This window comes from Akkermansia muciniphila ATCC BAA-835 (assembly GCF_000020225.1).
Taxonomy (GTDB): domain Bacteria; phylum Verrucomicrobiota; class Verrucomicrobiia; order Verrucomicrobiales; family Akkermansiaceae; genus Akkermansia; species Akkermansia muciniphila.
Window position 1 is genome coordinate 1,592,337 of sequence record NC_010655.1, and the last position, 24,579, is coordinate 1,616,915.

Here is a 24,579-nt window from a genome sequence, read left to right on the forward strand (position 1 = left end):
AATCGTGATTTTTATTTCAGTGGTGATGCGCTATAGTGGCAGCCATGACTGAGATGGAGCCGGACAGGAAAACTGCGGAACGGGCAATCAGGGAAGCGTATGAATCCAACCCGGGGGGCTGGGCGGAACATTCCCGCTATGTGGCGGAAGCCTGTAAAAATATAGCCTCGCGCTGTAAAGGGTTATCCGGTGAAAAAGCTTATGTCCTGGGGCTGTTGCATGATATTGGACGGTATGCCGGAGTAAGTTCCGAAAAGCATTTGATAGACGGGTACCGCTATTGTGCGGCAAGAGGCTGGAAAAAGGCGGCGCAGATTTGTATTTCCCATGCGTTTATGATACAGGATATCAATACTTCCATCGGCACGTTTGACGTGAGTGGGGAGGATTACCTGTTCATGAAAGATTTTGTAGAGAACGCGGTCTATGACGACTACGACCGCCTGGTCCAGTTATGTGACGCTTTGGCCATGCCGACAGGTTTCTGCCTTTTGGAAAAACGGTTTGTAGATGTGACAATCCGGTATGGAGTGCATCCGTTTACGGTGGACCGGTGGAAAAAAATTCTGCAGCTCAAGGCGTTCTTTGAGAAAAAAGCGGGCTGTTCCATTTATGAGCTTCTGCCGGGCGTCGTTGAAAACAGTTTTCGCCAGGAGGAAAGCCATGCGTGATGAAGCGGAAGATTTTTTTGGAAACGGCACATCCCAATGCGCTAAGGCAAATCGCCCGGGAGGGGGAATTTCTGTGCCGGCCAGCTGCGTTGCTGTTGGGAGTCCATGCAGGGTTATCAGGCGTTTTTGACATCAATAGCTGGAGGCCGCCGCGGGAGGCGGAGGATTCGGAAGCGCCCCTTTTTTCATGGCGGAACGTTTGATCTGCTCATGGTAAAAGTAATTCACGATAACCGGCGGTTCGTTGAACGGCCGGTGCATGGAATCGTCATTGCGCAGGTACGGCAACCCCCGTTTTTCCGCCAGCTGCCGTATTGCTGCGTCCAGTCCTTCCCAGTAGCCGCGGCTGCCTTTCTGGTAAATTTCCCGATAGAGGGGCACCAGGTGCGGATAGCGTTTGTTGATGTACTCCAGAATTACGGATTTGTAGCTGCCCCGCAGATTCAGGTTTTCCAGCCAGATCAGGTTGCATTTGTCTTCAGCCTGCTCCACAATCGCCGGAATATCCGTAATGCCCGGAAAAATGGGGGAGATGAAGCAGGTGGTGCGGATTCCTGCCTCATGGAAGGCCTTCATGGCGGCCAGCCTCCGCGAGATGCTCACCGCCATGTCCATATCTGCCTGAAAGCGCTCGTCAAGCGTGTTGACGGACCAGGAAACGCGGGCATGGGGAAATGTTTTTATCAAATCCAGGTCCCTCAGCACCAAATCGGATTTTGTAGCTATGCTGATTTCCGCGCCGCTGCCTTGAAGCTGTTCCAGAAGCGCCCTTGTCCTCTTGTAGACTTCTTCCTGAGGTCCGTAAGGGTCGGTCACGGAACCGATAAACAGCTGTTTTCCCGCGTATTTCCCGGGGTTGCGTATTTCCGGCCAGTATTTGACGTCCAGAAAGGTTCCCCATGGTTCCGGATGCCCGGTGAACCGTTTCATGAACGAGGCGTAGCAGTATTTACAGGCGTGGGGGCAGCCCACGTAAGGATTGACCGAGTAATCGGCCACAGGCAGATTTGACGTTGACAGGATGCTCTTTACCTGAATTTCCCTTACTTTGATTGCATCAGCGTTCATGGTTTTAAAAAGCTCCTTTGCATTCCCTGCTGCACGGTATCGGAAGGGAGCAGATGCCCCAGCAGCAACGGAGAGTCCGGGTCATGGAGTTTGTAATTTTCACGGGCCTTTTGCCGGTTCGTATTTGCATAGCAGTATTTGCAGCCGTTAAGGCAGGTGTCATACGCTCCTATGTCCCGGCTCTCAATGCAATGGCAGCCCTGCCGCATTCCTTGATGTTTCAGGTTGCGGAATTGAACGCCGTTGGCCTGTCCCAGAATGTTCAGGGTCATGCAGCCGGAGGATGAAATGCCGTAACGCGTGTAATCGCCATTGGTTCCGCAGGTTTGAATGGGGATTTTATATTCGGCCGCGATCGCTCCCAGCCCGGCCGCCAGCTCCTCCTTGTCTTTTTCCGTGAGGGGGATTAGCTCCGGCATGTTGGTTTGCAGCTTCCTGTACATTTCCACAAAGCTGAAAATGCAGCGGTCGATGTGGCCGGATAAGAAGGACGCCATGCGTTCAAAGGTCTCCAGATGCCTTCTGATGGTATATTCACTTGTCAGCAATACCGGGTCATACCGCCATGCGATGCGGTTTGCTCCGACAACTTCCGAAAGTTTTGCCAGCGTGGCCATGCTTTCATCAATGCCGGGAACACCCGGTTCAATTTCCTTTCCGTAGGCCGTAATCGTATAGTGGAAGTAGGTATGGAAGCGCTCGGTGATGCTGTTGATATGCGGAAGAATGGGGGCATAATTTTTAGAGCAGAAGACAACACAGTCCACTTGGTCCGGCGTCAGTTCATAGCGGGTCACCTTATGTTGGAACAGGGGATTGCGGGAAAGGACATAGCCTTCTTCAAATCTCTTCAGCAGCCAGCGGGTGTAATACTGGACGGTGTCCGTCCGTCCTCCTGTATTGATAATCATAGCGTGTTTTTGTTGATGGATTGAAATTTCAGACGCATTTGTTCCGAAAAAAGGTCGGTTAAACGAATCAGTTCCGCTTGCTGTTCTCCACTCAATTCCGCCATGGCGTCGTTTTCCGCCTGCGCGGCAGGGGGGATGATGCGTTCCACGTATTCCTTTCCGGCTGCGGTGAAGCGTATCAACCTGATTCTCCGGTCGGTTTTGGATTCTTCAAAAGAAAGGTACCCCAGCTTCCAGAATTTTTTGATGGCGGCGCTGACGGTTTGCTTCGTGGCGGAGAGGCGTTCGCAAATCCCGGCCTGCGTGCAGCCGTCCTGAGCGAAATAGATGATATCCAGAATAAACAGCTCTTTGGTGGTTAACCCGTGTTTTCTGGCGTATTCCGTATAGACGGCATATTGTTTGTCCCGCAGCCGGCAGTAGTTGTTTACGTGGATATTGACGCTCTCTTTGCTCATAGGCGGAGATGAATAAAGTATGATATTTGATGGTCTGATATTTGACAAAAAGAATGTAGCTCTTTACGCGTTTTTTGTAAAGCCCCAAATATAAAGCCCCAAATATAAAGCTCCAGATAAAGAGGCGGGGGATAGGGACGGCTTTTTGCGTGGCCAGGCAAATTTCCGGAAACGGTGCCGGCGCGGCAATGGCTGCCGGCCTTTCAAGAATCCGGGACGTTTTCCGTTTTTATTCCCGTATCTTCTGTTTCGCGGCAGAAGAGTTTTTTTTGCCGCATGGCTTCGGAAGACAGGTGCCTGTGGCTGCCGGGGAAACGTTTTTCCGTGTTCACGGGAGTTGGAGAGCTTGCCCGGCGGGGCTTTTCCGCACCAGGGCAAGTTCCGCCTGCTCCGGTGACGGATGTTTCGCCGGAGGCGGGGAGAGAGCGTGGAGACTCAATAAAAAACGCAGGCGGCGATGCGCCTGCGTGATATCCGGCGATGGTTCGGACAGAAGAAAGAAGCGGTTTTTCTGCCGGATGGTATTTGTGTAAAACGGCATCCGTCCGCTTCCTGAAGAACGGGAGATGACCCAGGGGTTCCCAGCAATTCCGCTTCCGGAGCGGGAACGGTATTTGGAAAAAAGTGCGGTACCTTTTTTCCGTTCCTCATTTTCGCCGCCCCCTGAGAAACCCCGGCGCGCTTTTACGCTTTTGGAGAAGCGGCCCGTACAAGGCAGGCACGCCAGGGAAGAACAGGGGCGGCTGTTTTTTAGCCGATTTCCGTGCGGCCCAGCAGGTGGGCGCCTTCCTCCATGGCGAGGCTGCGTGTCTTCATGTCCCCGACGACACGGGCCTGCTGCTTGAGTTCGCAGCGGTCAGAGGTGACCTTGCCTTCCACGTTGCCGTAGATGCGGACGTCTCCGGCAGTGATGTCTCCCTTGATTTGAGCGGTTTCACCGATGGTGACTTTTCCCTTGTCGGAGATGATTTCGCCTTCGATTTTGCCGTCGATGTGCATGTCATTCTGGAAACGGATGGTTCCCTTGATTTCGATGCCGGAGGCGAGGAAGTTGGTTACGTTGTCTGTCATTGTCGTAAAATGGTTGGGGATGGGTTAAATGGTCATGATATCCTTTTCCTTGACGGCCACCAGTTCGTCAATCTCCTTCACGTATTTGTCCGTCAGCTTCTGGATCTGCGTTTCCAGATCGCGCTGGCCGTCTTCCGTAACGATGTTTTCCGCCTTGAGCTTTTTGGCGGAATCCATGGCGGCCTTCCGGGCGCCGCGCACGCGCACACGGGCTTCTTCCGCCTGGGATTTGACAAGCTTCACAAGGTCTTTGCGGCGTTCTTCCGTGAGGGCGGGAATGGGCAGGCGGATGGAACGGCCTTCCACCAGGGGATTAAGGTTCAGCTTGCTTTCATTGATGGCGCGGCCGATGTCGTGGACGGTGCTCGGATCAAAGGGCTGGATGAGGATGAGACGGGGTTCCGGCGTGCTGATGACGGCCAGGCCCTTCAGTTTCATGACGGAGCCGTAGCTGGAGACATGCACGTCCAGGTTTTCCACGAGGCCGGGGGAAGCCTTGCCCGTGCGTACGCCGGAGAATTCCTGTTTGGCGAAGTCCACGGCCTTGAGCATGGATTCCTCCGTTTCCAATAATAATGTTTCTGCGTCCATGATGATGGTGGGTGCTAAGTGTTTTTGGTGGGTTGAAAAGGAATGCGGGGTTCAGCTGATGGTGGTGCCGATCGGTTCCCCGAGAAGCGCGCGCGTGATGTTGCCCGGCGTATGCATGTCGAATACGATGATGGGCTTTTTGTTGTCCATGCACAGGGTGAAGGCCGTGGAGTCCATTACTTTGAGCTGGCGTTCCAGGCATTCCTGATAGGAGATGGTGTCGAATCGCTTGGCGCCGGAGACTTTTTTGGGGTCCGCATCATACACCCCGTCCACGGAGGTGGCCTTCATGACCACTTCCGCATTGATTTCGCTGGCGCGCAGGGCAGCCGTGGTGTCCGTGGAAAAGAACGGGTTGCCGGTGCCGGCGGCGAAGATGACGATTTTATTGTTGTCCAGATACGAGCGGGCCTTCAGGCGGATGAAGGATTCCGCGACATTTTTCATTTCAATGGCGGATTGCACCACGCAGGGGACCCCCGCGCGTTCCAGCGCGCTTTGAAGGGCCAGGGCGTTCATCACGGTGGCGAGCATGCCCACGTAATCCGCCGTGGCGCGGTCCATGCCGCGCACGCTGGCTTTCGCCCCGCGCCAGAAATTGCCGCCGCCCACGACCAGGCCTATTTGGACGCCGGCGCGGTGCGCCTGGGCGATTTCTTCAGCAATGCGGGCGACGATTTCCGGGGAAATGTTGTCCATGCTGCCGGGGCTGCGCAAGGCTTCCCCACTGAGTTTCAGAAGGATTCTTCGATAGGCTGGTGCGGATGTGTCAGACATAGATGCGGATTTTACGCAGACAAGATTGAAATTTCACGGGGCAAAAAGAAAGCAAAAAGAGATTCCTTATTGATTTTTCTCCGGAGGTCCGGAGATTTCCACCTTGATGGGGCTTCTGCTCTCCAGGCTGCGGGTGGGGAAGGGGAAGGAAATGCCTTCTTCCTCAAAGCGGCGCTTGATGTCATGGGCGAGCGTTTTCTGGCAGTCCAGGAAATTGTCTTTCCGGCACCAGGCCCCTACGGTAAAGCCCAGGGAAGAGTCCTGGAACCCTGAAAACGAGATGAGGGGCGCGGGGTCATCCAGGCAGAATTTGTTTTGTTTGACTACTTCCCGGAGGACGTTCACGACATGCTCAATGTCGCAGTTATAGTCCACGCCCAGGCTCAGGTCGCACCGGCGCGTGGAAAAACGGGTGATATTGCTGACCGGATTCTTGATGATTATTTCATTGGGGATGCGCACCATGGTGTTGTTCGGCAGCCGGAGCTGGACGGACATCAGGTTGATGGAGTCCACGTTCCCGGTGATTCCATTCACTTCAATCATATCCCCCAGGTTGATCTGCTTTTCCCCTACCAGGAAGAGGCCGCTGATGATGTTGGACAGGGAGGTCTGGGAGGCGAAGCCTACGGCGACGCCGATGATGCTGGCCGCGCCCAGCAGGGTCAGGATATCGAACCCCATCAGGGCGAAGGCCTCCACGCCTATAATAATGTAGCCGACGTTTTTGACGATTTTTACCGTCAGGCGGGAGGCCTGGGGCGACATTTTCAACGCAGTGATTTTCCGGAGCACCTGGCAGAACAGTTTCAGGAGTATCCAGCTGATCACCAGCCATACCGCCACATGCAGGATTTTGATTCCCACGGACTGCACCATTTCCAGCTTGAGCCAGTCCGGCATGTTCAGGAAGTCCATGGTTTTTGTCCAGATATCTTCCCTGGAGGATGCGTCTGCCATGAGATTCATATGAAGGATGTAGCAGACGCTTCTCCCCGGCTCAAGGGGCGCGCGCGTATTCCCCCCGGTTTATGACAGTTCCTCCGGCAGCGGAAAGGGCAGGGTGTTCGGGCGAGGAGGACGTATAGGTTCATCCCGCAGAAGGGGGGGCGGTTTCCGGCGCAGGAAAGGCGGCGGATGCATGGCCGGATATGGCGCCTGGTTGGGAAAGAGGGGAAGGCGGGGATGAAAAAAGGCCGTTCCCCCGGAAGGGGAGCGGCCTTGAAATATTGCCGGGGGGGCTGCTTACTTGCTGAGGTAGGAGGCCACGCCTTCGTGGGACGGGGTCATGGCCGCGTCTCCCTTGTGCCAGCCAAGAGGGCAGACTTCCCCGTACAGTTCGAAGTGCTGGAGGGCGTCAACCACGCGGATGGCTTCATCAATGGAGCGGCCCAGCGGGAAGTCGTTGATGAGCTGGTGGCGGACGATGCCGTCTTTGTCAATCAGGAAGAGGCCGCGGTAGGCGATCAGTTCCCCGTTGACTTCCACATTGCCGTCTTCGTCAATTTCCTCGTCTCCGGCCAGCACGCCGTAATCGGCGGAAATGGTCTTGTTGATGTCGGAAACGATGGGGTAGGTCACGCCCTGAATGCCGCCCTGGCTGCGGGGGGTGTTGATCCAGGCCCAGTGGGAGAATTCGCTGTCTGTGGAGCAGCCGACGACGGCCACGTCACGCTTTTCGAATTCGCCCAGGGCTTCCTGGAAGCCGATCAGCTCGGTAGGGCACACGAAGGTGAAATCCTTCGGGTAGAAGAACAGGATCACGTACTTTTTGCCCTTAAACTGGTCAAGGCTGAAATCCGGTACGATGGTACCGTTTACTACTGCGTTAGCGCTGAAATGAGGTGCCGGTTTTCCTATGAGAAGCATGGTTGTTTTTTGGTTTGGTTCTAAAAGAATGATTCCAAAAAACGGACGAAAGTCAAGCGGCAATGATATCCCGTTCGTTCCAAAAGAGCCTGTTTTCTCTTGAAAATGAAGCTTTTTTTGTCAGTATTCCCTCCATGTCATCCTCAAAGGCGCAACAAGACGAGTGGTCCGGAAAAATTGGCGTGATTCTCGCTGTGGCCGGCAGTGCCGTCGGGCTGGGAAATTTTCTGCGCTTTCCGGGGCTGGCTGCCCAATATGGAGGGGGCGCCTTCATGGTGGCTTACGGCCTCATGCTGGTTCTGGTGGGCGTGCCCGTGGCGTGGGCGGAGTGGTCCATCGGGCGGCGCGGCGGCCAGATGGGCGCCCATTGCGCCCCCGGCGTGTTCTGGTACCTGACCAAAGGGTCCAGGCTGTGGAAGTTCCTGGGAGTGCTGGCGGTTCTGGGGCCTTCTTCCGTGGCCTTTTATTACATGGTGGTGGAAGCGTGGTGCTGCGGCTATTTCTGGAAGATGCTCACCTGCCCGGAGGTTTTTGCCACGGCGGAGGGGACGGCGCAGACTTTTTTCAGTTTCACGGGCATGTACGGCGACGGGAGCGCCCTGTTGTCGGACAACGGGCTGCTCTGGATTGTCAGCGGGGTCATCCTTTTGAACCTGGGGATTATTTACCGGGGCATCAGCAAGGGCATCGAAATGTTTTCGCGCTGGTTCATGCCGTTGCTGCTTCTGATTTCCCTGGTGCTGCTGGTGCGCATTTTGTGCATCGGCACGCCGGACCCTTCTTATCCGGACCGCAGCATCGAACAGGGGCTGGGGTATATGTGGAATCCCGGCAAGGTGCTGGTGGAGGAGCTGGACCGGAACAGCGGGGACTGGAAGACGGTTTCCATGGTTTCGGCCTCCCAGGCGGGAGCCATGGATGAAGCCGTGCGGCAGGTGGAAATGTCCGGAGGAACCCGGAGGCTGACTGAGGTGACCCTGTGGGACGGCCTGAAAAACATTGAGCTTTGGATTGCGGCTGCCGGACAGGTTTTCCTGAGCCTTTCCGTAGGAACGGGGCTGATTCTGACGTATGCCAGCTATGTAAAAAAGAAGGAGGATATCGCGCTGAGCGGCTTTTCGGCCGCCGCCTCCAATGAAGTGTGCGAGGTGGGCATTGCCGGCATGATGACGGTTCCCGCCGCCGTGGCGTTCCTGGGAGTGGCCGGAGCCGCCGGGCAGGGGACCTTCGCGCTGGGCTTCATGGTGCTTCCGCAGGCTTTTGCCAAAATGGGGTCCAGCGTGGTATTCGGCAGCCTGTTTTTCCTGCTTCTGACGGTGGCGGCGGTGACCAGCTCCATTTCCATGATGCAGGTGGGCCTGTCCTTTATTGAGGAATTCATGGGGCTGAAACGCAAAATGGCTGTGGTGGTGCAGGGCTTTTTTACGGCTACGGGCACGTTCATCGTTGCCTGGTACAGCGGCAACCTGCTGGCGATGGATACTTATGATTTCTTTCTGGGCACGCTGTGCTTCTTTGTGAGCGCCATGGTGATGATGATTCTGTTTTCCTGGAAACTGGGGGTGGACCGGGGGTTGAAGGATCTGGAGGACGGTTCCGTCATCCGCATTCCCAGAATTTACCGTTTCATCATGAAGTTTGTGACGCCTACGCTGCTGCTGGCGATTTTCCTGGCCTGGCTGGCGCAGAATATCTGGGTGAAGCAGGCCGCGCCCATTGAAGCTCTGGGGCGTGGGGAACATGGAGCGGTCATTCCCATGGGGTTTCTGGCGGCTTATGCCCTGTTCCTGATTTTCATCACCATGGCTTCCGGAAGGCATAAGGTGTACCACGGTCCGCGATAGGCGGGGAAGGCCTGCTGCGCGGATGCCCGTTCCCCGCAGTTTGCGGCAGGCCGGGAGGCAATCCGGAGGCTTGACCGAAGCCGGATTTGATATAGGCTGGCGTCATGCCCAGAATAAGGAGGATACGCAGGAAAAAGCCCCGTGCCGGCAGCGTCTGGAAAAAGCTGCTGCTGTGGGGCGTGCTGGGGATGCTTGTTCTGGCGGCGGCTGCGGTGGCGGGATCCTATCTGTACGTCAGGGCCTATTTGAAGAGCGATGGTTTTTTAGCCATGCTGGAACAGTCCGCCGTTGATGATATGAATGTGGAGACCGCCAGGATAGACCCTCTTGACTGGGACGGTTCCGGCATCCGGTGCGGCGGCGTAACGATGGAGGGGCATGAGTTTTTGACTTCCCTTCAGGCCAGGAACATTGAGACGAAATTCAGCCGCTGGGAGTTGCTGAAGCGCGCGTTTGTCATTACCTCCGTCAATATTGCGGAGCTGAAGCTTCAGCTCGCTCCCGTGCCTTTCCGTTTCCGGGAAAAACCGAAAGGGGCCAGGAGCTGGGCGGAAGAGAATATTCTGCCGGATACGTTCCGCTTGGAAAAGGGGAGCATTGATTCCCTGTTCGTTTCCTATGGGGAGGCCGGCCGGCCGTATGTTTTGGACGGAACCCGCGTGGAGAGCACCTATGACGCCGGTTCCAGCCAGTACAGGTTTGAAATGCAGGGGGGGAGGCTGCTCCTTCCTTTCAAGGGATGCCCGGAGTTTTCCCTGATGTCCGGCACGGCGCAGTTTAACCATGCCAGCAGGAGGGTGAACGTTCCGTCCTGCCGCCTGACTACGGCTGCCGGCGGTTATCTGGACATCAAGGGGGACTGGGACGGCTCTTCCTCCTCTTGGACGGCGAATATGGTGGTGAACGGCGTCCCCGCCTCTTCCGTCCTGGAAGGCCATTGGAAAAAGCATGTCCAGGGCAGCGTAAGCGGCGGGATAGACCTGCGCGGCGGACGGGACGGCGTAACCCATGTGGCCGGGCTCGCCAGGTTGCAGGGCGGCATGCTGACCGGCCTTCCCGTTCTGGACAGGCTGGCCCTGTTCTGCGGTTCTTCCAGATTCCGGAATCTTCCCCTGCACGAGGCGTCCGCCCAGTTCTCCTATCAGGAATCCGCCTGGCATATTTCCAATATTCTGGTGGAAAGCGAAAACCTGGTGAGGGTGGAAGGCTGGCTGGAAATCGGGAAAGGGGGGGCGCTGACCGGAAGGCTGCAGGTGGGGCTGCGGGCCGACGGCCTGTGGAAAGCTCTTCCGGGGTTTTCCGATGTGTTTTCCGTTTCCCGCCAGGGAGCGGGAGGCAATCTGGCGTGGGCCAATGTGAATATCGGCGGGACGCTGGACAACCCGTCGGAGGACTTGTCCGCGCGGCTCATCAAGGCGGCGGGAAACCGCCTGACGGAAATAGGAATGGGCAAGGCGGCTGAGGTGGCGGATGTCGCGGCGCGGCTGCTGAACAGAGGGGCCGGGGAAAACGGGGCGGGGGATGGTGCGGAACGTAATGGCCGCAAGTTCAGGATTCCCGCCGCGGACGAAGTACCCGTCCCGGTTGTGCCGCGGCTTCAGGACGCTGCGGAAAAGGGGCTTAAAACCGGGAATGACCTGATGAACGAACTAATGAATTGGTAACCCGTTTTTTTCAGATGAAACCTTATCCCTGCCAGATGGTGCAGGCGGTCGCCGTTATTGTGGAGCGTATCGCGGATACGGCTTTCCGCGCCACCCTTCCGAATGGCAAAACCGCCGTGGCTTTTGTAGAAAAAAAGAACGCTTCCCTGAGGGATCTGCTCAAACCGGGCGACCGGGTGAAGGTGACGATTTGCCCGGCGGATTTTGACCGCGCCCGTGTGGACGGACTGGCGGAATGAGGCGGACGTTTTTTCCTTCATTATGGGGGGAAAGAGGCGTTTTGCCCGGTGCAGGAAAACCGCTGTAAAGACGGAACCGTCCCCATGCCGGGATGGATGCGGAAAGGGCTTTCCTTTACAGCCGGGTGCGTCCTTCCAGAGCCTTCATCAGCGTCAGCGTGTCCGCGTGGCTGAGGCCGGAGCCGGCAGGCAGCCCCTGGGCAGGGCGGGATATCCTGCAATCCATTTCTTTGAGCAGATGGTGGAGGTAGGTGGCCGTTGCCTCCCCTTCCACGTCAGAGCCTGTTGCCAGAATGACTTCGCAATCAGGCTGCCGGGAGACGCGTTCCACCAGGGATTGAATGTTGAGGTCTTCCGGCTCCACATCATCCAGAGGGGAAAGCTTGCCGCCCAGGCAGTGGTACAATCCGCGGTAGGCGCTGCTGCGTTCAATGGGGATGACGTCCGTGGCCTGTTCCACCACGCAGATGAGGCGGCTGTCCCGTTCTTCATCCCGGCAGGCGGCGCAGGGCTCCCCTTCCGTGCTGAAGAAGCCGCAGACGGGGCAGGGCGTAACGTGTTCCGCCGCCTGGCCGATGGTGCGGGCAATCGCCTCCGCTTCTCCCATGTGCCCCTGGAGCATCCACAGGGCCATGCGTTCCGCGCCGCGGGTGCCGATGCCCGGAAGCTGTTTCAGGGCGGTTACCAGTTCAAGCACGGGGATGGGATAGTCCAGATTATTCATGAGCGGAAGGAGGTTCGGAATGACGCCGGACAGGGGGCGTTTGGGGCCAGAGGATGGCGAGCGCGCCCGCGCTCCCTGCGGAAAGCAGGCATGGGACGGCATTGAAGAAAAGGCCCCACAGCCCCAGCACCGGGGTAAAGCTGGCCAGAAGAAGGAGGAAAGCGGCCAGAACGGCCGTTTTGCGGAGCGTGCCGCGGATGAGCAGCAAATCGTAAACGAGGGCCAGCGTCAACGCCATGCACAGCAGGAATCCCGTGCCGGGAGAAAGGGCGGGGGCGTCCGGGGGAAGCAGAAACGGGGCGGAGGCCATGGCTTCCTTCAGCTCCCGGCCCCAGACGGGAGTAAGGCCCAGGTAATAGAGCGCCACGAGCAGGATAAGCCCGGCTACGGAGAACAGGGCCCAGCGCATGAGCAGAATGTCCTGGTGCGTTTTGGCGGGCATGGCTTTTAAATGAAAAAAGCGGAAGCGCGATGGCTGCGGTGGCCGCAAACATCAGCGCTTCCGCCGGAAAGGAGAGGCCTGAAAGGGTCAGGCGAATCGTTTCACGATGACGGAGGAGTTATGCCCCCCGAAGCCGAAGGAATTGCTCAAGACGGCGTCCACCCTGGTTTCACGGGCCTTATTGGGCACGCAGTCCAGGTCGCATTCCGGATCCTGGTTGTCCACGTTGATGGTGGGCGGGATGATGTTGTCCTGCATGGCCATCAGGCAGGCGGCCAGTTCCACGCCTCCCGCGGCGCCCAGGAGGTGGCCGGTCATGGATTTGGTGGAGCTGATAAGCAGCCCGTTTTTAGCGTGGTCGCCGAAAACGGCCTTGATGGCCTTGATTTCGCAGATGTCGCCCAGCGGGGTGGAGGTGCCGTGCGTGTTGACGTAGTCAATGTCTTCCGGCTTCATTCCCGCGTGTTCCAGAGCCATCTTCATGCAGCGGGCGGCGCCGCGGCCTTCCGGGTCCGGGGCGGTGAGGTGGTAGGCGTCCGCGGAGATGCCGTAGCCGACGAGTTCCCCGTAAATTTTTGCGCCGCGCTTCTGGGCGTGTTCCAGCGTTTCCAGAATGACAACGCCGGCGCCTTCGCCCATGACGAAGCCGTCGCGGTCCACGTCGTACGGGCGGGAGGCCCGCTGGGGCTCGTCATTGCGGGAGCTGAGGGCTTTCATGTTGCTGAACCCGGCCACGCCCGTGGGCAGGATGGTAGCTTCCGCTCCGCCGCAGACCATGACGTCGGCATCCCCGAATTTCATGATGCGCCAGGCTTCCCCGATGTTGTGGTTGGAGGTGGCGCAGGCCGTGACGATGGACATGTTCGGACCGCCGAGGCCGTATTCCATGGAGATGAGGCCGGAGGCAATGTTGCTGATCATGTACGGGATCATGAAGGGGGACACGCGGGCAGGCCCCTTGGAAAGAAGCGTGGCATGCTGGCTTTCCAGCGTGCCGAGGCCGCCGATGCCGCTGCCCACCATGACGCCGATGCGGGTTTTGTCCTCCGCTTCCAGATCCAGCCCGGAATCCTTGAGAGCCATTCCGGCAGCGCCCATGGCAAAGTGCGTGAAGCGGTCCACGCGGCGGGCGTCCTTGGGCGTCTTGAAGTACGGGGCGGGATCGAAATCCTTGACTTCACCGGCGATTTTCGTGGAGTAGCCGGTAACATCCATGGATTTGATGGTGTCAATGCCGCTGCGGCCAGCCTTCATGGCTTCCCAGGTGGATGCGAGATCATTGCCCAGGGGGCTGATCACTCCGATGCCGGTGATAACAATTCTGCGGTCGGTCATAATAAGTGTGAGTGGTTGCAAATAATGCTTGAACCAGAATAGGCGACATTACGGGAAAGTCAAGCTAATCCCCCCTGTTTCCCGGCACGGGGGAAACAGGTTGGGCGGAAAGGCGTATCCTGCTTACGGCAAGGATTTTGCGGGTCAAGGATATTCCCTGTTGCCTGCTGAGGCTCCGGGGCCGTGAACGGATTTCAGGGTAAATTCCGCCGCGGCGGCCGCATCCGGCAGCGCATGGAAGGGCGGCCGGATATTTTTTTCCTGCCGCACGCCTTTAACGGGGGGCATCCGCCGCTATCGGAAGAGGGGCTGCCCGGAATTCCAGGGAAAGGGAATTGACGCAGTAGCGCAGATTCTTCGGAGTCAGGCGTTCTCCATTGAAAATGTGTCCCAGATGGCCTCCGCAGCGGGCGCAGGTGATTTCCGTGCGCCGCCCGCCGCCCGCATGGACGCTTGTGACGGCGTCCGGCAGGGAATCATCAAAACAGGGCCAGCCGCATCCGGCATCGAATTTGTCTTCCGACCGGAACAGAGGCGCACCGCATTTGCGGCAGGAATAGATGCCCGGCTCAAAGAAGCTGACGAATTCCCCGGAAAAGGGCGGTTCCGTTCCCTGGTGTTCGATAATGCGTTTTTCCGTTTCCGTGAGGGGGCGGCGCGTGCGGGCAGGGCCGGGATCGGGTACGTCCCGGGAGGCGGGAATCCCTCCATTCACGGCCATGACTCCAGCCACGCCTTCCGCAATCATGCCTATCCATGACGCCCAGTGTCTCCGTTCTTCCTGATTCATATGGCTTATGACCAGGTTGGAGCGGGTTTTGCTCATTCCTGAAACGATATCTTGTGGGTATTGCCGTTTTTAAGGGGAGAGTCCTGAAAATATGGCAGTCTATGGAAGAGTTAATACTCCAGCTCCAGCCAGAGCTGTTCCCAGATGCCCTGCCGCTGTTCTTCCTGGGGATGGGAGACGGACAGCCCCAGAAGGCGGAATGTACGGTCCCCGGAATCCAGTTCTTCCATCAGGGTGCGGGCCAGGGGGAGAATTCCTTCTTTCTCCGTCAGGATTTCCGGAACGGTCGCGCAGCGGGTCTTCTGGACAAAGTCCGGGAACTTAACCTTCAGGGTAAGGGTGTTTCCCCGGAAGCCGGAACGGGCCAGCCGCCCCGCGAGTTCTTCCGCCAGCAGGGGGAGGCGTTGTTCCAGCGCTTCCGCCCTGGTGACGTTTTCCCGGTAGGTTTCTTCACAACCCACGGATTTGCGCATGCGGGAAGGTTCCACAGGGCGGTCGTCCACACCGCGGGCGAAGTTGTAGAAGATGGCTCCTGTTTTGCCGAAATGCCTTACCAGGAAGTCTTTGTCCCGTGCCCGGAGCTGCGCCCCGTTGGTGATGGAAAGGGCGCGCATGCGTTCGGCGGTGGCGTGCCCGACTCCCCAGAAAGCTTCAATGGGAAGTGCCGCGATGAATTTTTCCGCCCGGGATGGATGGATCGTGAACAGCCCGTCCGGCTTACGGTAATCGGAAGCGATTTTTGCCAGGAATTTATTGTAGGAAACGCCGGCGGAGGCCGTCAGGTGAAGTTCCCGGCGGATTTCCTTCTTAATCCTCCTCGCAATGTCGACGGCCAGCGGAATGCCCGGCTTGTTTTCCGTGACGTCCAGAAAGGCTTCATCCAGGGAAAGGGGTTCCACCAGATCTGTGTAACGGTGGAAAATGGCGTGTATCTGCGCGGAGACGGCCTTGTACACATCCATGCGGTTGCGGGTGAAAATCAGATGGGGGCAAAGCTTGAGAGCCTTCATGGAAGGCATGGCGGAACGCACTCCGAAACGGCGCGCCTCATAACTGGCCGCCGCCACCACGCCGCGCATTTCCGGCCTGCCTACGGCGATGGGCTTGCCGCGGTATTCGGGATGGTCCCGCTGTTCTATGGATGCGTAAAAGGCATCCATATCCACATGGATGATTTTTCTCTGGTTCATGGGAGCGCTTCATGATTCCTGATGGGGCGGGAAACATGAGGGAATGGGATGCCCCATCATAATCCGACTTATCCTGCAAGTCCAGTTGGAAGGAAAAGCTCCGGCAGGGAGATGAAAGAAAGGCGGATTTTTGGGGAACGGGACGATTTAAGTGAAAAAATCTTCCGGGTATGGTAAATTCCGGGCATGTCCAGCGGAATGAAGGAACGCCTGTGCCGGAGCCTGGAAAAGGTGCTGCATGCGGAAACCCGCGAATTGCCTGCCGCAGCGGGGGGAATCCTCCTGTTTTTCCTGTTGTTCCTGGCCTATTCCATGTTGCGGCCGGTCCGGGAGACGATGGGCATTGCCGGAGGCGTTCAGAATCTGCAGTGGCTTTTTACGGCTACTTTCGCCGCTTCCATAGGGGGCCAGTTTTTATTCGGATGGATTTCCTCAAAGGTGCGGAGAAAGGCCATTCTTCCGTGGACGTACGGTTTTTTCATTCTTAACCTGGCGGTTTTTGCGGCGCTTGTGCTGGCATGCCCGGGAAATGTCTGGACGGCCCGTTTGTTTTATGTGTGGCTGTCCGTATTTAACCTGCTTACCGTTTCCGTGGCGTGGAGCGTGCTGTCGGACGTCATGAAGCCGGGGCAGATGAAACGCCTGTTTGCCCTGGTTGCCAGCGGAAGCAGCCTTGGGGCCATGGCGGGGCCGGCGGTGACGGCCGCCCTTGCCGGAGTGGCCGGCCTTTTGTGGTTGTTCCTTGCCGCCGCTGTTCTTCTGGCGCTGGCGATGCTGGCGGGAATGTACCTGCACCGCTGGCGTGACGGGAATTCCCCGGAAGATGAGGAAACGGGAGTTCTTCTTCCGGCCGATTGCCGGGAACGCCCTCTGGGAGGGAACCCGTTTGCCGGGGCGTCTGCCGTATTCCGGTCTCCCTTCCTGATGAGCATCGGGCTGTTCATCATCCTGCTGGCCGGGACCAATACGTTCCTGTATTTTGAGCTGATGAGCGTTGTAGCGTCTTCCTTTCCTGATCCGGTGCGCCAGACGCAGGTATTCGGAGTGCTGGACGTTGTTGTTCAGGGGTGTACCATGCTGCTTCAGGTATTTCTGGCGGGACGCATTGTTCGGAAATTCGGATTGGCGGCGCTGCTGGCGGCTGTCCCCGTTCTTATTTCCCTGGGTTTTGTATGGATGGCTTTCGCTCCGGTATTTGCCGTCGTGGCCGTGGTGATGGCGGTACGCCGCATCGGGGAATACGGAATGGTGCGTCCCGGCCGTGAAATGTTGAATTCCGTATTGTCCCCGGAAGAAAAATATAAAGCCAAGAGCTTTATTGATACGGTCCTTTACCGTGGCGGCGACGCCGTCAGCGCATGGCTGAAAAGCTCCTTTAACGTGTTGGGTGCCCATTCCCCGTGGGCCATGCTGGCCGGAGCCGCCATTTCCTTTCTTTGGGCGGCCACCGGATTCCTGCTTGCGGACAGGTTCCGGAAAATGGCCGGAGTACAGGGAAAGAAATGATCCTTATGGCGGGGAATTTTCCGTTTTGTCCGGATACGGCCCGCCAGATGCGGCAATTCCTGGTGATGCCTCTTTTCAGGCGGCTGCCGCCGTCAGAGGTGAACTGCTGGGATGCTGGGGAATCTGGCGCGTTTTGAAAAAGCGTGGCAAAGCCGTGTTCTGTGGAGGAATAAGTGCCAGGCCTTCCGTTGAGGGATAGTTGCAGGCAAGGGATTGCGTGATGCCCTTGATGGCGGAAGCGGCGGGAGGCAAGACAGATGTTTTTCTCCGGCGATGAATAATTTCTGGAATGTTCTTTATTTGACGGCGGTTTCCCTCTGCGGCGGCAACATGCGGATTTTCAATCCGTTTCATGTGCCGGAGTGGATGGAGGGTTGCATGTGGCAGATGTCTTGCGGCATGGAGAAATTAATCTTTATTTTTAAAGTAACTTTTTTATATTAAAAATATTACATTTTGTTAAAATGTGATATTAGTGTCAAAATTGTTTCCAAAAAAACAACAGGAAATGCCCGCCACGGCAGGGAGTTTTTTTGGAGGAAAAATCATCCTGAAAACAGGGTTGCAATGATACTTAAATTATTTTTCCACAATATTTAGTATTGATTCCGGGTTGAAAATCCGTTATTGAAGCCCAAGCCTCTGTGAGGCAAGTATGCTGGTCATCTTTCCGTTAGATGATTCCGTCATTACTATTGTTATATATTCCTCTGATAATGAAGAAGACACTCATTACGCTCATTGCTCTGGCGGGAATGGCTCATGCCGATTTTGTATGGAACGGCGGTGAGAGCATTACCCAGGAGCTTTGGCAGACAGAATCCAGCTGGTCCATCACCGGTTCAGATTCCTGGCCGTCGGCAGGAACCGGTCCCGGCACGCCCAATTCCAACGCATGGTCTCTTATTTCCGTTTCCGGTGCGAGCGGCAGCATTTCCCAGCTGGAAGGCTGGACATTGAAGCTTGCCCTGCAAAACGGTGCGGATTTGACTGTAGGGAACGTAAAAAAATTCCAGGGCGGCTGTTCTATTGATATTGATCAATCATCTACGCTGACCTTCAACAGTTATAACGGCGGCAACGATGGTGGGCGCACGACGTTGAACAACTACGGCACGTTTAACCTGGCTTATACCAAGAGCCAGGGCGGGGAAGGATTTTACGCCAATTTGGGAGCCACGGGCATCATGAACCTTACTTCCTCCAACGGTAATTCATACAATGCCAAGATAGCAAGTCTGACTGCTACGCTGACTCTTGACGGAGGCACCGCCAGCGGAGTAACTGCCAGCGGTCATCAAATCCTGACCAGGAACCTGGTTACCCTGGGAAGCAATATGTCTTTTGACGGCACGAACACTTCCCTGGAAATGCTCAGCGGCATTGCAGGCATTGATACCCTTACTGCTGTGGACGATTTGACTAATGCCGAAGTAGGTTCTTATATGGTTACCAAGAATGAGAACGGGTACAGCGTTTCCTATGTGGTTCCCGAACCCGCAGCGGCTTCCCTGAGCCTGCTGGGCCTGGCTGGTCTGGCGATGCGCCGCCGCCGCAAGTAACGGCAAACTTGGATTCCTGTTTCCATTCAGCTCCCTTCCGCGGTTAACGGAAGGGAGTTTTTTATTATTTCCCGGAAAGGCGGCGTATTTCCGGAAGATATCCGGGCGGAACGGGAGAGAGAAGCCGGGAGAGTGCGCATGCATGGGCCTATTCTTCCCCGGAGGATGCCGTAACCGGATTAGCCCCGGCTATTGTTCTGCAACGCTGCAAGAGAGGAAAGGGGCCTGTTATTGCCGGGAGTAACCACTTTCTTTCAAAAAAAGTGGTAGGCCCGGTAGGAATTAATATGTTTATTTAGAATAATATATTATAAAATGTGTTCATTATTGTGATAATGTTGAGCACACGGAAGGATGAAAAATAGTCTGAAATAGGCCGAAAAAGGGAGTCTCCTTGAGCGTAGAGGCTCGAACTGGGTCATGGGTCATCTGTGTTTTTGCATGCATGGAGTTGAAAAATTTCATGCAACTATTCCAACAATGCAACGGGAAAAGTATAGGTTCAAGTAAAAGCCTGCGTGTCTGCCGTAGAGGAAACGCAACGGGGCCGCATTTGTATGTTACGGATTGCAAAAGCTCTTTATGCTTGGGGGGCGGTGGACGCTGATGAACGCATACCCCGTTTGAAAGAAGCTTTGGATAAGGCTGTTGAAGATATCATTGAAAACCAGGGAAAGGAAATCACTCAAGGGAACGTGGGGGACAGTTCATTCCAGTTCGCGCCAGGTTCCATGACTATTGATTTATGGGTGGAAGCTTTGGGGATTGCTATTCGTTCTCTTGAGCATGGCCGGTTTGAAGGAGGGAATAACGTTGCAAGGATAGTGTTTCGATGAAAGCAGGAAATGTCCAGATTTTGGATCAGTTCGGCCGGCCGTTTTCAAGCCGCCCCATTTACAAGAGCGGCAGTTATGATGACGGGCTGCAGCGGCTTCCGAATTATCTCAAAGAACCGGAACAGCTTTCCGGGAACCTTACCCGGAAGAACCTTATTTCCGCATCCCGTCTGTTGTACAAAAATAATGGCGTTGTAAAAGGCGCCGTGAACATGAAGGCTGAATACTCTATCGGGAAAGCGTTTCTGTTCAAATCTCTGTGCAAGAATCCGGAAGTTGCGGCGAAGTATGACGAGTACATCAAGGCGTTTTACAAAGTTGCATGCGTGAACGGAAAGAATTTTCACTCGCTCCTGTATCTGATCTCCACCGCCATCGACATTGATGGGGATTGCTTTGTAATGTTGACGGAAAGCAAGACGGGGTTTCCTCAACTGCAATTTATCCGGGCAAACCGTGTTTGCTCTCCTAAAAATGGCCTTATTGACTCCGGAAAATATAAGGGATTGAACGTGCTGCACGGCGTCATAACCAATCGCATGGGACGTGAAATCGCTTATTGGCTGGACGGCGACGAACCAGGGGGAGGTGAAATCATCCCGGCATCCTCAATACTTCATATCGTGGATGACGACTTTCTTTCCACCTGCCGGGGCGAGCCTCTCTTCTCTCATGGCCTCAAGGAATTCCGATACATTGATGATATCAATACAGCCGAACTTGGGGCCATGAAGATTGCGTCACAAATTGCCCTGGTAAAAAAGAACGAAACGGGAGAAGTTGACATAACGCAGGCTTATGACAAACCGTCCAATAATGGGGAGGTGCTCATCCGGAATACTGGTGATAAGCAAATTGTATTTTTGAAGTCTGAAGATTCCCTTGACTCCCTGAAGATTGAGCGCCCCTCTCCGAACTACATGAGTTTTTCAGAACGGCTTCTGAAGGGCGTTTTATCCGGGGTGGGCGTGCCCTATGATATCGTGGTCAATCCGGACTCAAGCGGCGTTGGGAACAGAATGTCTCTGTCCAAATTTGACAATACCACGCGAGATCGGGCCACGCTGCTTGAAGATGCTGCCAGACTGCTTGTACAGTATATCTTGGCCGTAGGTATCCAGCGGGAGGACATCCCGCACGCGGAAGGCTGGTGGAACATGATGTTCAGCCGCGCCAAGCGTCCAAGCGTAGACATGGGCCGCGACTCCAACAGCCAGTTGAAAGAGTACAATGCCGGTATTAAAAACCTCACAGAAATCTGTGAGGAAAACGGAACGCAGGTTGAGGACCATTTGAGAATACGTGCCAGGGAAGCCGCCATTGCGGAGAAGTTGCGCCGTGAAGCTGAAGCAGAATTTGGAGTAGAAATCTCTCCGGATTATATCAGGAAGTTTTAATGTGATGAAACCGTTATATTGTGAAGAAACTGCATGGCTGGCGAAGATTCGCCAGCGGAAGAGCCTGGAACTGAAAGCCGCAGGGAATCCGGATTTTGACTTCTCATTTTTCATCCAGACACGCCAAAAAGCGCGGGTAATTGGGTCATCCTTGGTGATTGACGTGATTGGGCCTCTATACGGTGACGGCGTGCCGTTGAATGAAGTCCTGGGCGGCACGAATTATCAGTCCATCGTGAAGGAAATAAAGGGTGCTGCCGGGAACATTGATGAAGTTGTTTTCATTTTTGACTCTCCGGGAGGTGACGTGCAAGGCTGTCATGAAACAGCAGAATTGATTAAATCTCTGCCAGTGGAAACAGTGGCTTATGTCAAAGGCATGTGCTGCTCTGCCGCCTATTATTTGGCTTCCGCTTGTGATCAAGTGGTCGTGACGGAAACGGCGCTGGTTGGCAGTATCGGGACGGTCATCAGCCTGTGGAATGCCAAGAGTGAGGAAATATTGACCATCACGAATGATGATGCTGTTTTCAAGCATCCGGAAACCCCGATGAATACGGAGGCAATCGCCTATTACAGGGATTTGTGCAACAAGATCGCCGGGCGGTTTCAGGAATTTGTGGCTTCAGGACGTCCCGGTTTATCTGCGGATGCGTTTTCCGGCAAGGTTTTTGTGGCGGAAGATGCTGTTTCCCTGGGCCTGATTGATGATGTAATACCCTGGGTCGATTTTCCTGGAGTGGTATGAAAACGCAACGGTTTTGTCATAAGTATGGCACTATTCAAGTCTGATCAAAATATCGTTGATGCGCTCAAACAAGAGCTTGCCCCTTTTGGGGCAGAAATGAAGAATGGGATTAAAGAAATCCAATCCTCTATTAAAGATCTTTGTGAGCGTGTCGAAGCCCTGGAAAAGGAGAATGTCAAGCTCCACGCATCCGTTGCCCTCAAGAAAAACCAGCTTGAGGAAGAAGCCGATACGAAGGCGAGCCAGAAGGCCGCTGAAATGGTGGCTGGTATGGGACATAAAGCCGTAGTGGATAAGCCGGAAGACGGCGAAGAAAACTCCTCTATCCTGGAGCAGTACTCAGCTCTTTCCGGAGAGGAACAGAGGAAGTTTTATGCTGCTCATAAGGATGAGTTGGCAAAACTTTGCAAGTAATCAATAACAATATTAACGATTAAAACCATTTTTTAGAATTATGGCTCTTTCAGATGCTCACAAGATAGTTATTCACAGTGAAGTCATTTCTTCTTTGCGTAAAGCTCTGGCTCCGCTGGAATACTTTAAGAAGGATTTCCGAATGGAGTATGCTTCTGAGATTAAATTCAAGAATGTAAAAGCCGCCGGAAATATTACTGAAAACCCTTCTGATTACCAGACGGATAAAGAAAATGAAGGGGATTTAATCCCCCTGTCACTTACTGAACTCCATCAACCCTGGCGCATTACGCCCGCCGAAAAGCGGAATGGGTGGAAATTGGCGGATTTGGCAAAAACGAACGCTACGGCGTTTGCCAATAACTTGAACAAGCGCATACTTTCCCTTGTTACAGCGGATGGAGCCAAGGTTATCGGTACGGCTGACGCTTTCACAAAGCGTAAGTGCATCAACCTCAGCGGAGACGTAGAATCCGACGAACCTCGCCTTTTGCTGGCGCCTGATTATTACCGAGCTATTCTTCCGGAAAATACGACGGAATTCCGGCTTGATGGAGGCGCTTACGGATTTGATTCCATCCATAAGGTCAAGACCTCCGTCTTTGCTGATAACGTAGTCGGTATTTCCTATGATGGAGGTGCGGTTGCTGTTGGTTCCGCCCTTCCGGAGATCGACGAGGCTTTCAAGGATGATATCCATTCCGAGGTCATTCAGGTGGAAGGTCTTGCTGGTCTTTCTATCCTGTTTTGCACTTGGCTTGATTTGAAAACTCGCGCGGAATGGGCTTCTCTGGGCCTGATGTTCGGGGCAAAGATTCTCGAGGCTGACAAGGTGAAAGGATACGTTGCCGCTGCTGTTGCGTCAGATGAAGGCTGATTTTCTTTGTATTCATGCTGGTGTTTACCGTCCCGGATTTGTCCGGGGCGGTTTTTTGTGCAACGCACCGCCATTTGTATGAGATTCACAGAGGCTGCCAACGTTGCTCACCGGAGTATTAACCGGGTATTACCACAGACAAAAATTGTCTACAATGGCCAGACGTACCGGGGGTACATGAATTCCCGGGACATAACCATTGAACGCCAGGAAGGAGGGTATTGCAACCAGCGTGACCGCATCATTCACATCCAGACAGGGGACGCTTTTCAGATTGGGGGGCGTGTGGGGTGCGAAGGGATGAAATTCAAGATTACCGCCGTCACAAGTAATTGTGTTTACAAGGTATTAACTTTATCAGCCGATTTATATGAGTAGCATGGAAGTCCGGATAGATGTGAAAGGAATGGATAGCGCCTTGAAAAAGGTGAAAACGAATATTGAGCGTTTCGGAAATTTATATACTACGTTGCTTGCCTACAATACCGCTAGCGGGATGTGCTTTAACGCCACTCTTCCGCTGGGAAAAAATCGCAAATCAAAGGTTTCCGGAAGAAAATCCGGGGAAGGGTCTGTCAGCCGGGACGTTTCCCGCGCCGGGCGCGGTGTTGGATCGTTTATCAACCAACTAAAGGAAAGAGACATAAAAAGGGCAAGACAGGTTGCCGGCATGCTTTCTTTAAAGGCAGATCCTCAAAAGGCTGCCGAAGTGGCGACGGATGTTTTTGGGCAGGTTGTGCGCTTTTATCAGAGTTACAGCCCGGAATTTCATACTTCTGCCCGGAAGAATGGTCGTGTGTCCTCCTTTACTGGGAATGTCGTGCTCAATAGAAAGAGTACGGAGAACTATAAGAATAAGGTATTCAAGCATATCGGGAAGGCAAAATCAGGGTGGCTGATTAATACTTCTTATGGATGGGCTGCTCGTGCGCCTCAATGGATTGCGCGGCATGGGAAAAACGGGACAATCAAGAAGTTGCCTGATGGAAGTGTCGAAATAGAAAATAATCTGTCTTATGCCTCGGAGGCTATGCTTAAGGCGCTTGTACCGTTTGTCCAAACCAAGGCATTGCAGGCCACGAACTTGAAATTGCACCATGAGTGGCAAAGGAGAAACAGGGTATGATTATGGATCGTGTCATCAGTCATTTGAGGAATTCCGGGTTTACTGTCTACAAAGCCGGGAATAACAGCGACATAGAACGGAAGCCCTGCGTCGTCATAGGCATGGTCGGGTATACTCAGCCTTGGACGCCTTTGCCCGCCAGGGAATATACGCTTTCCATGATTCTGATCAATAACCGGTCTGATTCGGAAATGGAAAGAACCCTTGTGGAGACGTTATTCCGGCTGGATTGTGGTGAACAGTGTGATTTTTTCAATATTACGGATTATTCGGCTACGCTGGATGATGATGACTGGGTAACTACCTGGACATTGCGTTATATTGAAAGATAGTTTTATACTATTTTGATAATCAATGGTTGTACTTCTTGTACCCCTTCATATCCTTTATTTCCGGCTTGGTTATCGTGCCGTTTTAGTCTTTTTACTCACGTTCTGAATGTGGGTTGAACTACGCGTTAAACGTGTTG

General features: G+C 54.7%; 28 protein-coding genes. 15 read left to right on the forward strand and 13 right to left on the reverse strand.

Going from position 1 to position 24,579, the window contains the following annotated elements; all coding sequences use genetic code 11:
* The first annotated feature begins 53 nt into the window (after positions 1-53).
* A complete protein-coding gene (locus tag AMUC_RS07020) occupies positions 54-671 on the forward strand; it encodes an HD domain-containing protein (protein ID WP_042448008.1) in 618 nt (205 codons plus the stop codon).
* 132 nt (positions 672-803) lie between these two features.
* On the opposite strand, the gene AMUC_RS07025 is transcribed toward AMUC_RS07020, so the two are convergent.
* The 8 genes from AMUC_RS07025 to AMUC_RS07065 form a co-directional block, all read right to left on the reverse strand.
* Complete coding sequence (locus AMUC_RS07025) at positions 804-1,739, reverse strand: radical SAM mobile pair protein B (protein WP_012420353.1); 936 nt, start codon at positions 1,737-1,739, stop codon at positions 804-806.
* On the reverse strand, positions 1,736-2,650 hold the full coding sequence (locus AMUC_RS07030; protein WP_012420354.1) for a DUF1848 domain-containing protein: 915 nt from the start codon (positions 2,648-2,650) through the stop codon (positions 1,736-1,738). The genes AMUC_RS07025 and AMUC_RS07030 overlap by 4 nt, the downstream gene beginning before the upstream one ends.
* A complete protein-coding gene (locus AMUC_RS07035; protein ID WP_012420355.1) occupies positions 2,647-3,108 on the reverse strand; it encodes a MarR family winged helix-turn-helix transcriptional regulator in 462 nt (153 codons plus the stop codon). The genes AMUC_RS07030 and AMUC_RS07035 overlap by 4 nt, the downstream gene beginning before the upstream one ends.
* A 750-nt stretch (positions 3,109-3,858) precedes the next feature.
* A complete protein-coding gene (locus AMUC_RS07045; protein WP_012420356.1) occupies positions 3,859-4,179 on the reverse strand; it encodes a bactofilin family protein in 321 nt (106 codons plus the stop codon).
* 24 nt (positions 4,180-4,203) lie between these two features.
* The gene (gene frr, locus AMUC_RS07050) at positions 4,204-4,770 is read right to left on the reverse strand and encodes a ribosome recycling factor (protein WP_012420357.1); all 567 of its coding nucleotides are present in this window, start codon (positions 4,768-4,770) and stop codon (positions 4,204-4,206) included.
* Between the two features lie 51 nt (positions 4,771-4,821).
* Positions 4,822-5,547 (reverse strand): UMP kinase, encoded by a 726-nt coding sequence (gene pyrH, locus AMUC_RS07055; RefSeq protein ID WP_012420358.1) that lies wholly within the window; start codon positions 5,545-5,547, stop codon positions 4,822-4,824.
* 66 nt (positions 5,548-5,613) lie between these two features.
* Entirely contained in the window at positions 5,614-6,507 is an 894-nt protein-coding gene (locus AMUC_RS07060; protein ID WP_157738259.1) for a mechanosensitive ion channel family protein, read from the reverse strand.
* A gap of 285 nt (positions 6,508-6,792) precedes the next feature.
* Positions 6,793-7,416, reverse strand: coding sequence for a peroxiredoxin (locus tag AMUC_RS07065; RefSeq protein ID WP_012420360.1), 624 nt, complete (start codon positions 7,414-7,416; stop codon positions 6,793-6,795).
* Positions 7,417-7,550: 134 nt separating this feature from the next.
* Here AMUC_RS07065 and AMUC_RS07070 point away from each other — a divergent pair, with 134 nt between their 5' ends.
* The 3 genes from AMUC_RS07070 to AMUC_RS07080 all read left to right on the forward strand — a co-directional run bounded on the left by AMUC_RS07070 (position 7,551) and on the right by AMUC_RS07080 (position 11,163).
* Entirely contained in the window at positions 7,551-9,260 is a 1,710-nt protein-coding gene (locus AMUC_RS07070; protein WP_012420361.1) for an SLC5/6 family protein, read from the forward strand.
* A 104-nt stretch (positions 9,261-9,364) separates the two neighbouring features.
* Entirely contained in the window at positions 9,365-10,924 is a 1,560-nt protein-coding gene (locus AMUC_RS07075) for a translocation/assembly module TamB domain-containing protein (protein WP_012420362.1), read from the forward strand.
* Positions 10,925-10,938: 14 nt separating this feature from the next.
* The gene (locus tag AMUC_RS07080; protein ID WP_012420363.1) at positions 10,939-11,163 is read left to right on the forward strand and encodes a S1 domain-containing protein; all 225 of its coding nucleotides are present in this window, start codon (positions 10,939-10,941) and stop codon (positions 11,161-11,163) included.
* Positions 11,164-11,278: 115 nt separating this feature from the next.
* On the opposite strand, the gene recR is transcribed toward AMUC_RS07080, so the two are convergent.
* The 5 genes from recR to dinB all read right to left on the reverse strand — a co-directional run bounded on the left by recR (position 11,279) and on the right by dinB (position 15,644).
* Positions 11,279-11,887, reverse strand: coding sequence for a recombination mediator RecR (gene recR, locus AMUC_RS07085; protein ID WP_012420364.1), 609 nt, complete (start codon positions 11,885-11,887; stop codon positions 11,279-11,281).
* Positions 11,880-12,329 (reverse strand): hypothetical protein, encoded by a 450-nt coding sequence (locus tag AMUC_RS07090; RefSeq protein ID WP_012420365.1) that lies wholly within the window; start codon positions 12,327-12,329, stop codon positions 11,880-11,882. The genes recR and AMUC_RS07090 overlap by 8 nt, the downstream gene beginning before the upstream one ends.
* Positions 12,330-12,416: 87 nt before the next feature.
* On the reverse strand, positions 12,417-13,664 hold the full coding sequence (gene fabF, locus AMUC_RS07095; protein ID WP_012420366.1) for a beta-ketoacyl-ACP synthase II: 1,248 nt from the start codon (positions 13,662-13,664) through the stop codon (positions 12,417-12,419).
* Between the two features lie 274 nt (positions 13,665-13,938).
* Positions 13,939-14,490: a peptide-methionine (R)-S-oxide reductase gene (locus AMUC_RS07100; RefSeq protein WP_232053426.1), complete on the reverse strand. Its 552-nt coding sequence runs from the start codon at positions 14,488-14,490 to the stop codon at positions 13,939-13,941.
* A gap of 74 nt (positions 14,491-14,564) precedes the next feature.
* A complete protein-coding gene (gene dinB / locus AMUC_RS07105) occupies positions 14,565-15,644 on the reverse strand; it encodes a DNA polymerase IV (protein WP_012420369.1) in 1,080 nt (359 codons plus the stop codon).
* 186 nt (positions 15,645-15,830) lie between these two features.
* Here dinB and AMUC_RS07110 point away from each other — a divergent pair, with 186 nt between their 5' ends.
* The 11 genes from AMUC_RS07110 (at position 15,831) to AMUC_RS07155 (ending at position 24,442) form a co-directional block, all read left to right on the forward strand.
* Entirely contained in the window at positions 15,831-17,150 is a 1,320-nt protein-coding gene (locus tag AMUC_RS07110) for an NTP/NDP exchange transporter (RefSeq protein ID WP_012420370.1), read from the forward strand.
* 213 nt (positions 17,151-17,363) lie between these two features.
* Complete coding sequence (locus tag AMUC_RS12635) at positions 17,364-17,594, forward strand: hypothetical protein (RefSeq protein WP_143245873.1); 231 nt, start codon at positions 17,364-17,366, stop codon at positions 17,592-17,594.
* Between the two features lie 272 nt (positions 17,595-17,866).
* On the forward strand, positions 17,867-18,712 hold the full coding sequence (locus tag AMUC_RS07115; RefSeq protein WP_012420372.1) for a PEP-CTERM sorting domain-containing protein: 846 nt from the start codon (positions 17,867-17,869) through the stop codon (positions 18,710-18,712).
* Between the two features lie 518 nt (positions 18,713-19,230).
* Entirely contained in the window at positions 19,231-19,548 is a 318-nt protein-coding gene (locus tag AMUC_RS07120) for a hypothetical protein (protein ID WP_148721761.1), read from the forward strand.
* Positions 19,545-20,945: a phage portal protein gene (locus tag AMUC_RS07125; protein ID WP_012420374.1), complete on the forward strand. Its 1,401-nt coding sequence runs from the start codon at positions 19,545-19,547 to the stop codon at positions 20,943-20,945. The genes AMUC_RS07120 and AMUC_RS07125 overlap by 4 nt, the downstream gene beginning before the upstream one ends.
* Positions 20,946-20,949: 4 nt before the next feature.
* Positions 20,950-21,693, forward strand: coding sequence for a S49 family peptidase (locus tag AMUC_RS07130; protein ID WP_012420375.1), 744 nt, complete (start codon positions 20,950-20,952; stop codon positions 21,691-21,693).
* A gap of 24 nt (positions 21,694-21,717) precedes the next feature.
* Positions 21,718-22,107 (forward strand): hypothetical protein, encoded by a 390-nt coding sequence (locus AMUC_RS07135; protein ID WP_012420376.1) that lies wholly within the window; start codon positions 21,718-21,720, stop codon positions 22,105-22,107.
* A 40-nt stretch (positions 22,108-22,147) separates the two neighbouring features.
* Positions 22,148-22,984 (forward strand): hypothetical protein, encoded by an 837-nt coding sequence (locus tag AMUC_RS07140; RefSeq protein ID WP_012420377.1) that lies wholly within the window; start codon positions 22,148-22,150, stop codon positions 22,982-22,984.
* A 177-nt stretch (positions 22,985-23,161) separates the two neighbouring features.
* On the forward strand, positions 23,162-23,362 hold the full coding sequence (locus AMUC_RS07145; protein WP_143245506.1) for a hypothetical protein: 201 nt from the start codon (positions 23,162-23,164) through the stop codon (positions 23,360-23,362).
* On the forward strand, positions 23,355-24,110 hold the full coding sequence (locus AMUC_RS07150; RefSeq protein WP_143245874.1) for a hypothetical protein: 756 nt from the start codon (positions 23,355-23,357) through the stop codon (positions 24,108-24,110). Before AMUC_RS07145 ends, AMUC_RS07150 begins: the two co-directional genes overlap by 8 nt.
* Entirely contained in the window at positions 24,107-24,442 is a 336-nt protein-coding gene (locus tag AMUC_RS07155) for a hypothetical protein (RefSeq protein WP_012420380.1), read from the forward strand. The genes AMUC_RS07150 and AMUC_RS07155 overlap by 4 nt, the downstream gene beginning before the upstream one ends.
* Positions 24,443-24,579: the final 137 nt, after the last annotated feature.

Excerpts from the sequence above, each read along its gene's own strand:
- dinB (WP_012420369.1), bottom strand. The coding sequence starts at position 15,644 with ATGAACCAGAGAAAAATCATCCATGTGGATATGGATGCCTTTTACGCA.
- AMUC_RS07025 (WP_012420353.1), bottom strand. The coding sequence starts at position 1,739 with ATGAACGCTGATGCAATCAAAGTAAGGGAAATTCAGGTAAAGAGCATC.
- AMUC_RS07145 (WP_143245506.1), top strand. The coding sequence starts at position 23,162 with ATGAATTCCCGGGACATAACCATTGAACGCCAGGAAGGAGGGTATTGC.
- AMUC_RS07035 (WP_012420355.1), bottom strand. The coding sequence starts at position 3,108 with ATGAGCAAAGAGAGCGTCAATATCCACGTAAACAACTACTGCCGGCTG.
- AMUC_RS07140 (WP_012420377.1), top strand. The coding sequence starts at position 22,148 with ATGGCTCTTTCAGATGCTCACAAGATAGTTATTCACAGTGAAGTCATT.
- AMUC_RS07155 (WP_012420380.1), top strand. The coding sequence starts at position 24,107 with ATGATTATGGATCGTGTCATCAGTCATTTGAGGAATTCCGGGTTTACT.
- fabF (WP_012420366.1), bottom strand. The coding sequence starts at position 13,664 with ATGACCGACCGCAGAATTGTTATCACCGGCATCGGAGTGATCAGCCCC.
- frr (WP_012420357.1), bottom strand. The coding sequence starts at position 4,770 with ATGGACGCAGAAACATTATTATTGGAAACGGAGGAATCCATGCTCAAG.
- recR (WP_012420364.1), bottom strand. The coding sequence starts at position 11,887 with ATGAATAATCTGGACTATCCCATCCCCGTGCTTGAACTGGTAACCGCC.
- AMUC_RS07030 (WP_012420354.1), bottom strand. The coding sequence starts at position 2,650 with ATGATTATCAATACAGGAGGACGGACGGACACCGTCCAGTATTACACC.
- AMUC_RS07090 (WP_012420365.1), bottom strand. The coding sequence starts at position 12,329 with ATGCCCGCCAAAACGCACCAGGACATTCTGCTCATGCGCTGGGCCCTG.
- AMUC_RS07115 (WP_012420372.1), top strand. The coding sequence starts at position 17,867 with ATGAAGAAGACACTCATTACGCTCATTGCTCTGGCGGGAATGGCTCAT.
- AMUC_RS07075 (WP_012420362.1), top strand. The coding sequence starts at position 9,365 with ATGCCCAGAATAAGGAGGATACGCAGGAAAAAGCCCCGTGCCGGCAGC.
- AMUC_RS07045 (WP_012420356.1), bottom strand. The coding sequence starts at position 4,179 with ATGACAGACAACGTAACCAACTTCCTCGCCTCCGGCATCGAAATCAAG.
- AMUC_RS07135 (WP_012420376.1), top strand. The coding sequence starts at position 21,718 with ATGGCACTATTCAAGTCTGATCAAAATATCGTTGATGCGCTCAAACAA.
- AMUC_RS07070 (WP_012420361.1), top strand. The coding sequence starts at position 7,551 with ATGTCATCCTCAAAGGCGCAACAAGACGAGTGGTCCGGAAAAATTGGC.
- AMUC_RS07080 (WP_012420363.1), top strand. The coding sequence starts at position 10,939 with ATGAAACCTTATCCCTGCCAGATGGTGCAGGCGGTCGCCGTTATTGTG.
- AMUC_RS07110 (WP_012420370.1), top strand. The coding sequence starts at position 15,831 with ATGTCCAGCGGAATGAAGGAACGCCTGTGCCGGAGCCTGGAAAAGGTG.
- AMUC_RS07130 (WP_012420375.1), top strand. The coding sequence starts at position 20,950 with ATGAAACCGTTATATTGTGAAGAAACTGCATGGCTGGCGAAGATTCGC.
- AMUC_RS07065 (WP_012420360.1), bottom strand. The coding sequence starts at position 7,416 with ATGCTTCTCATAGGAAAACCGGCACCTCATTTCAGCGCTAACGCAGTA.
- AMUC_RS07100 (WP_232053426.1), bottom strand. The coding sequence starts at position 14,490 with ATGAGCAAAACCCGCTCCAACCTGGTCATAAGCCATATGAATCAGGAA.
- pyrH (WP_012420358.1), bottom strand. The coding sequence starts at position 5,547 with ATGTCTGACACATCCGCACCAGCCTATCGAAGAATCCTTCTGAAACTC.
- AMUC_RS07020 (WP_042448008.1), top strand. The coding sequence starts at position 54 with ATGGAGCCGGACAGGAAAACTGCGGAACGGGCAATCAGGGAAGCGTAT.
- AMUC_RS07060 (WP_157738259.1), bottom strand. The coding sequence starts at position 6,507 with ATGGCAGACGCATCCTCCAGGGAAGATATCTGGACAAAAACCATGGAC.
- AMUC_RS07125 (WP_012420374.1), top strand. The coding sequence starts at position 19,545 with ATGAAAGCAGGAAATGTCCAGATTTTGGATCAGTTCGGCCGGCCGTTT.
- AMUC_RS07150 (WP_143245874.1), top strand. The coding sequence starts at position 23,355 with ATGAGTAGCATGGAAGTCCGGATAGATGTGAAAGGAATGGATAGCGCC.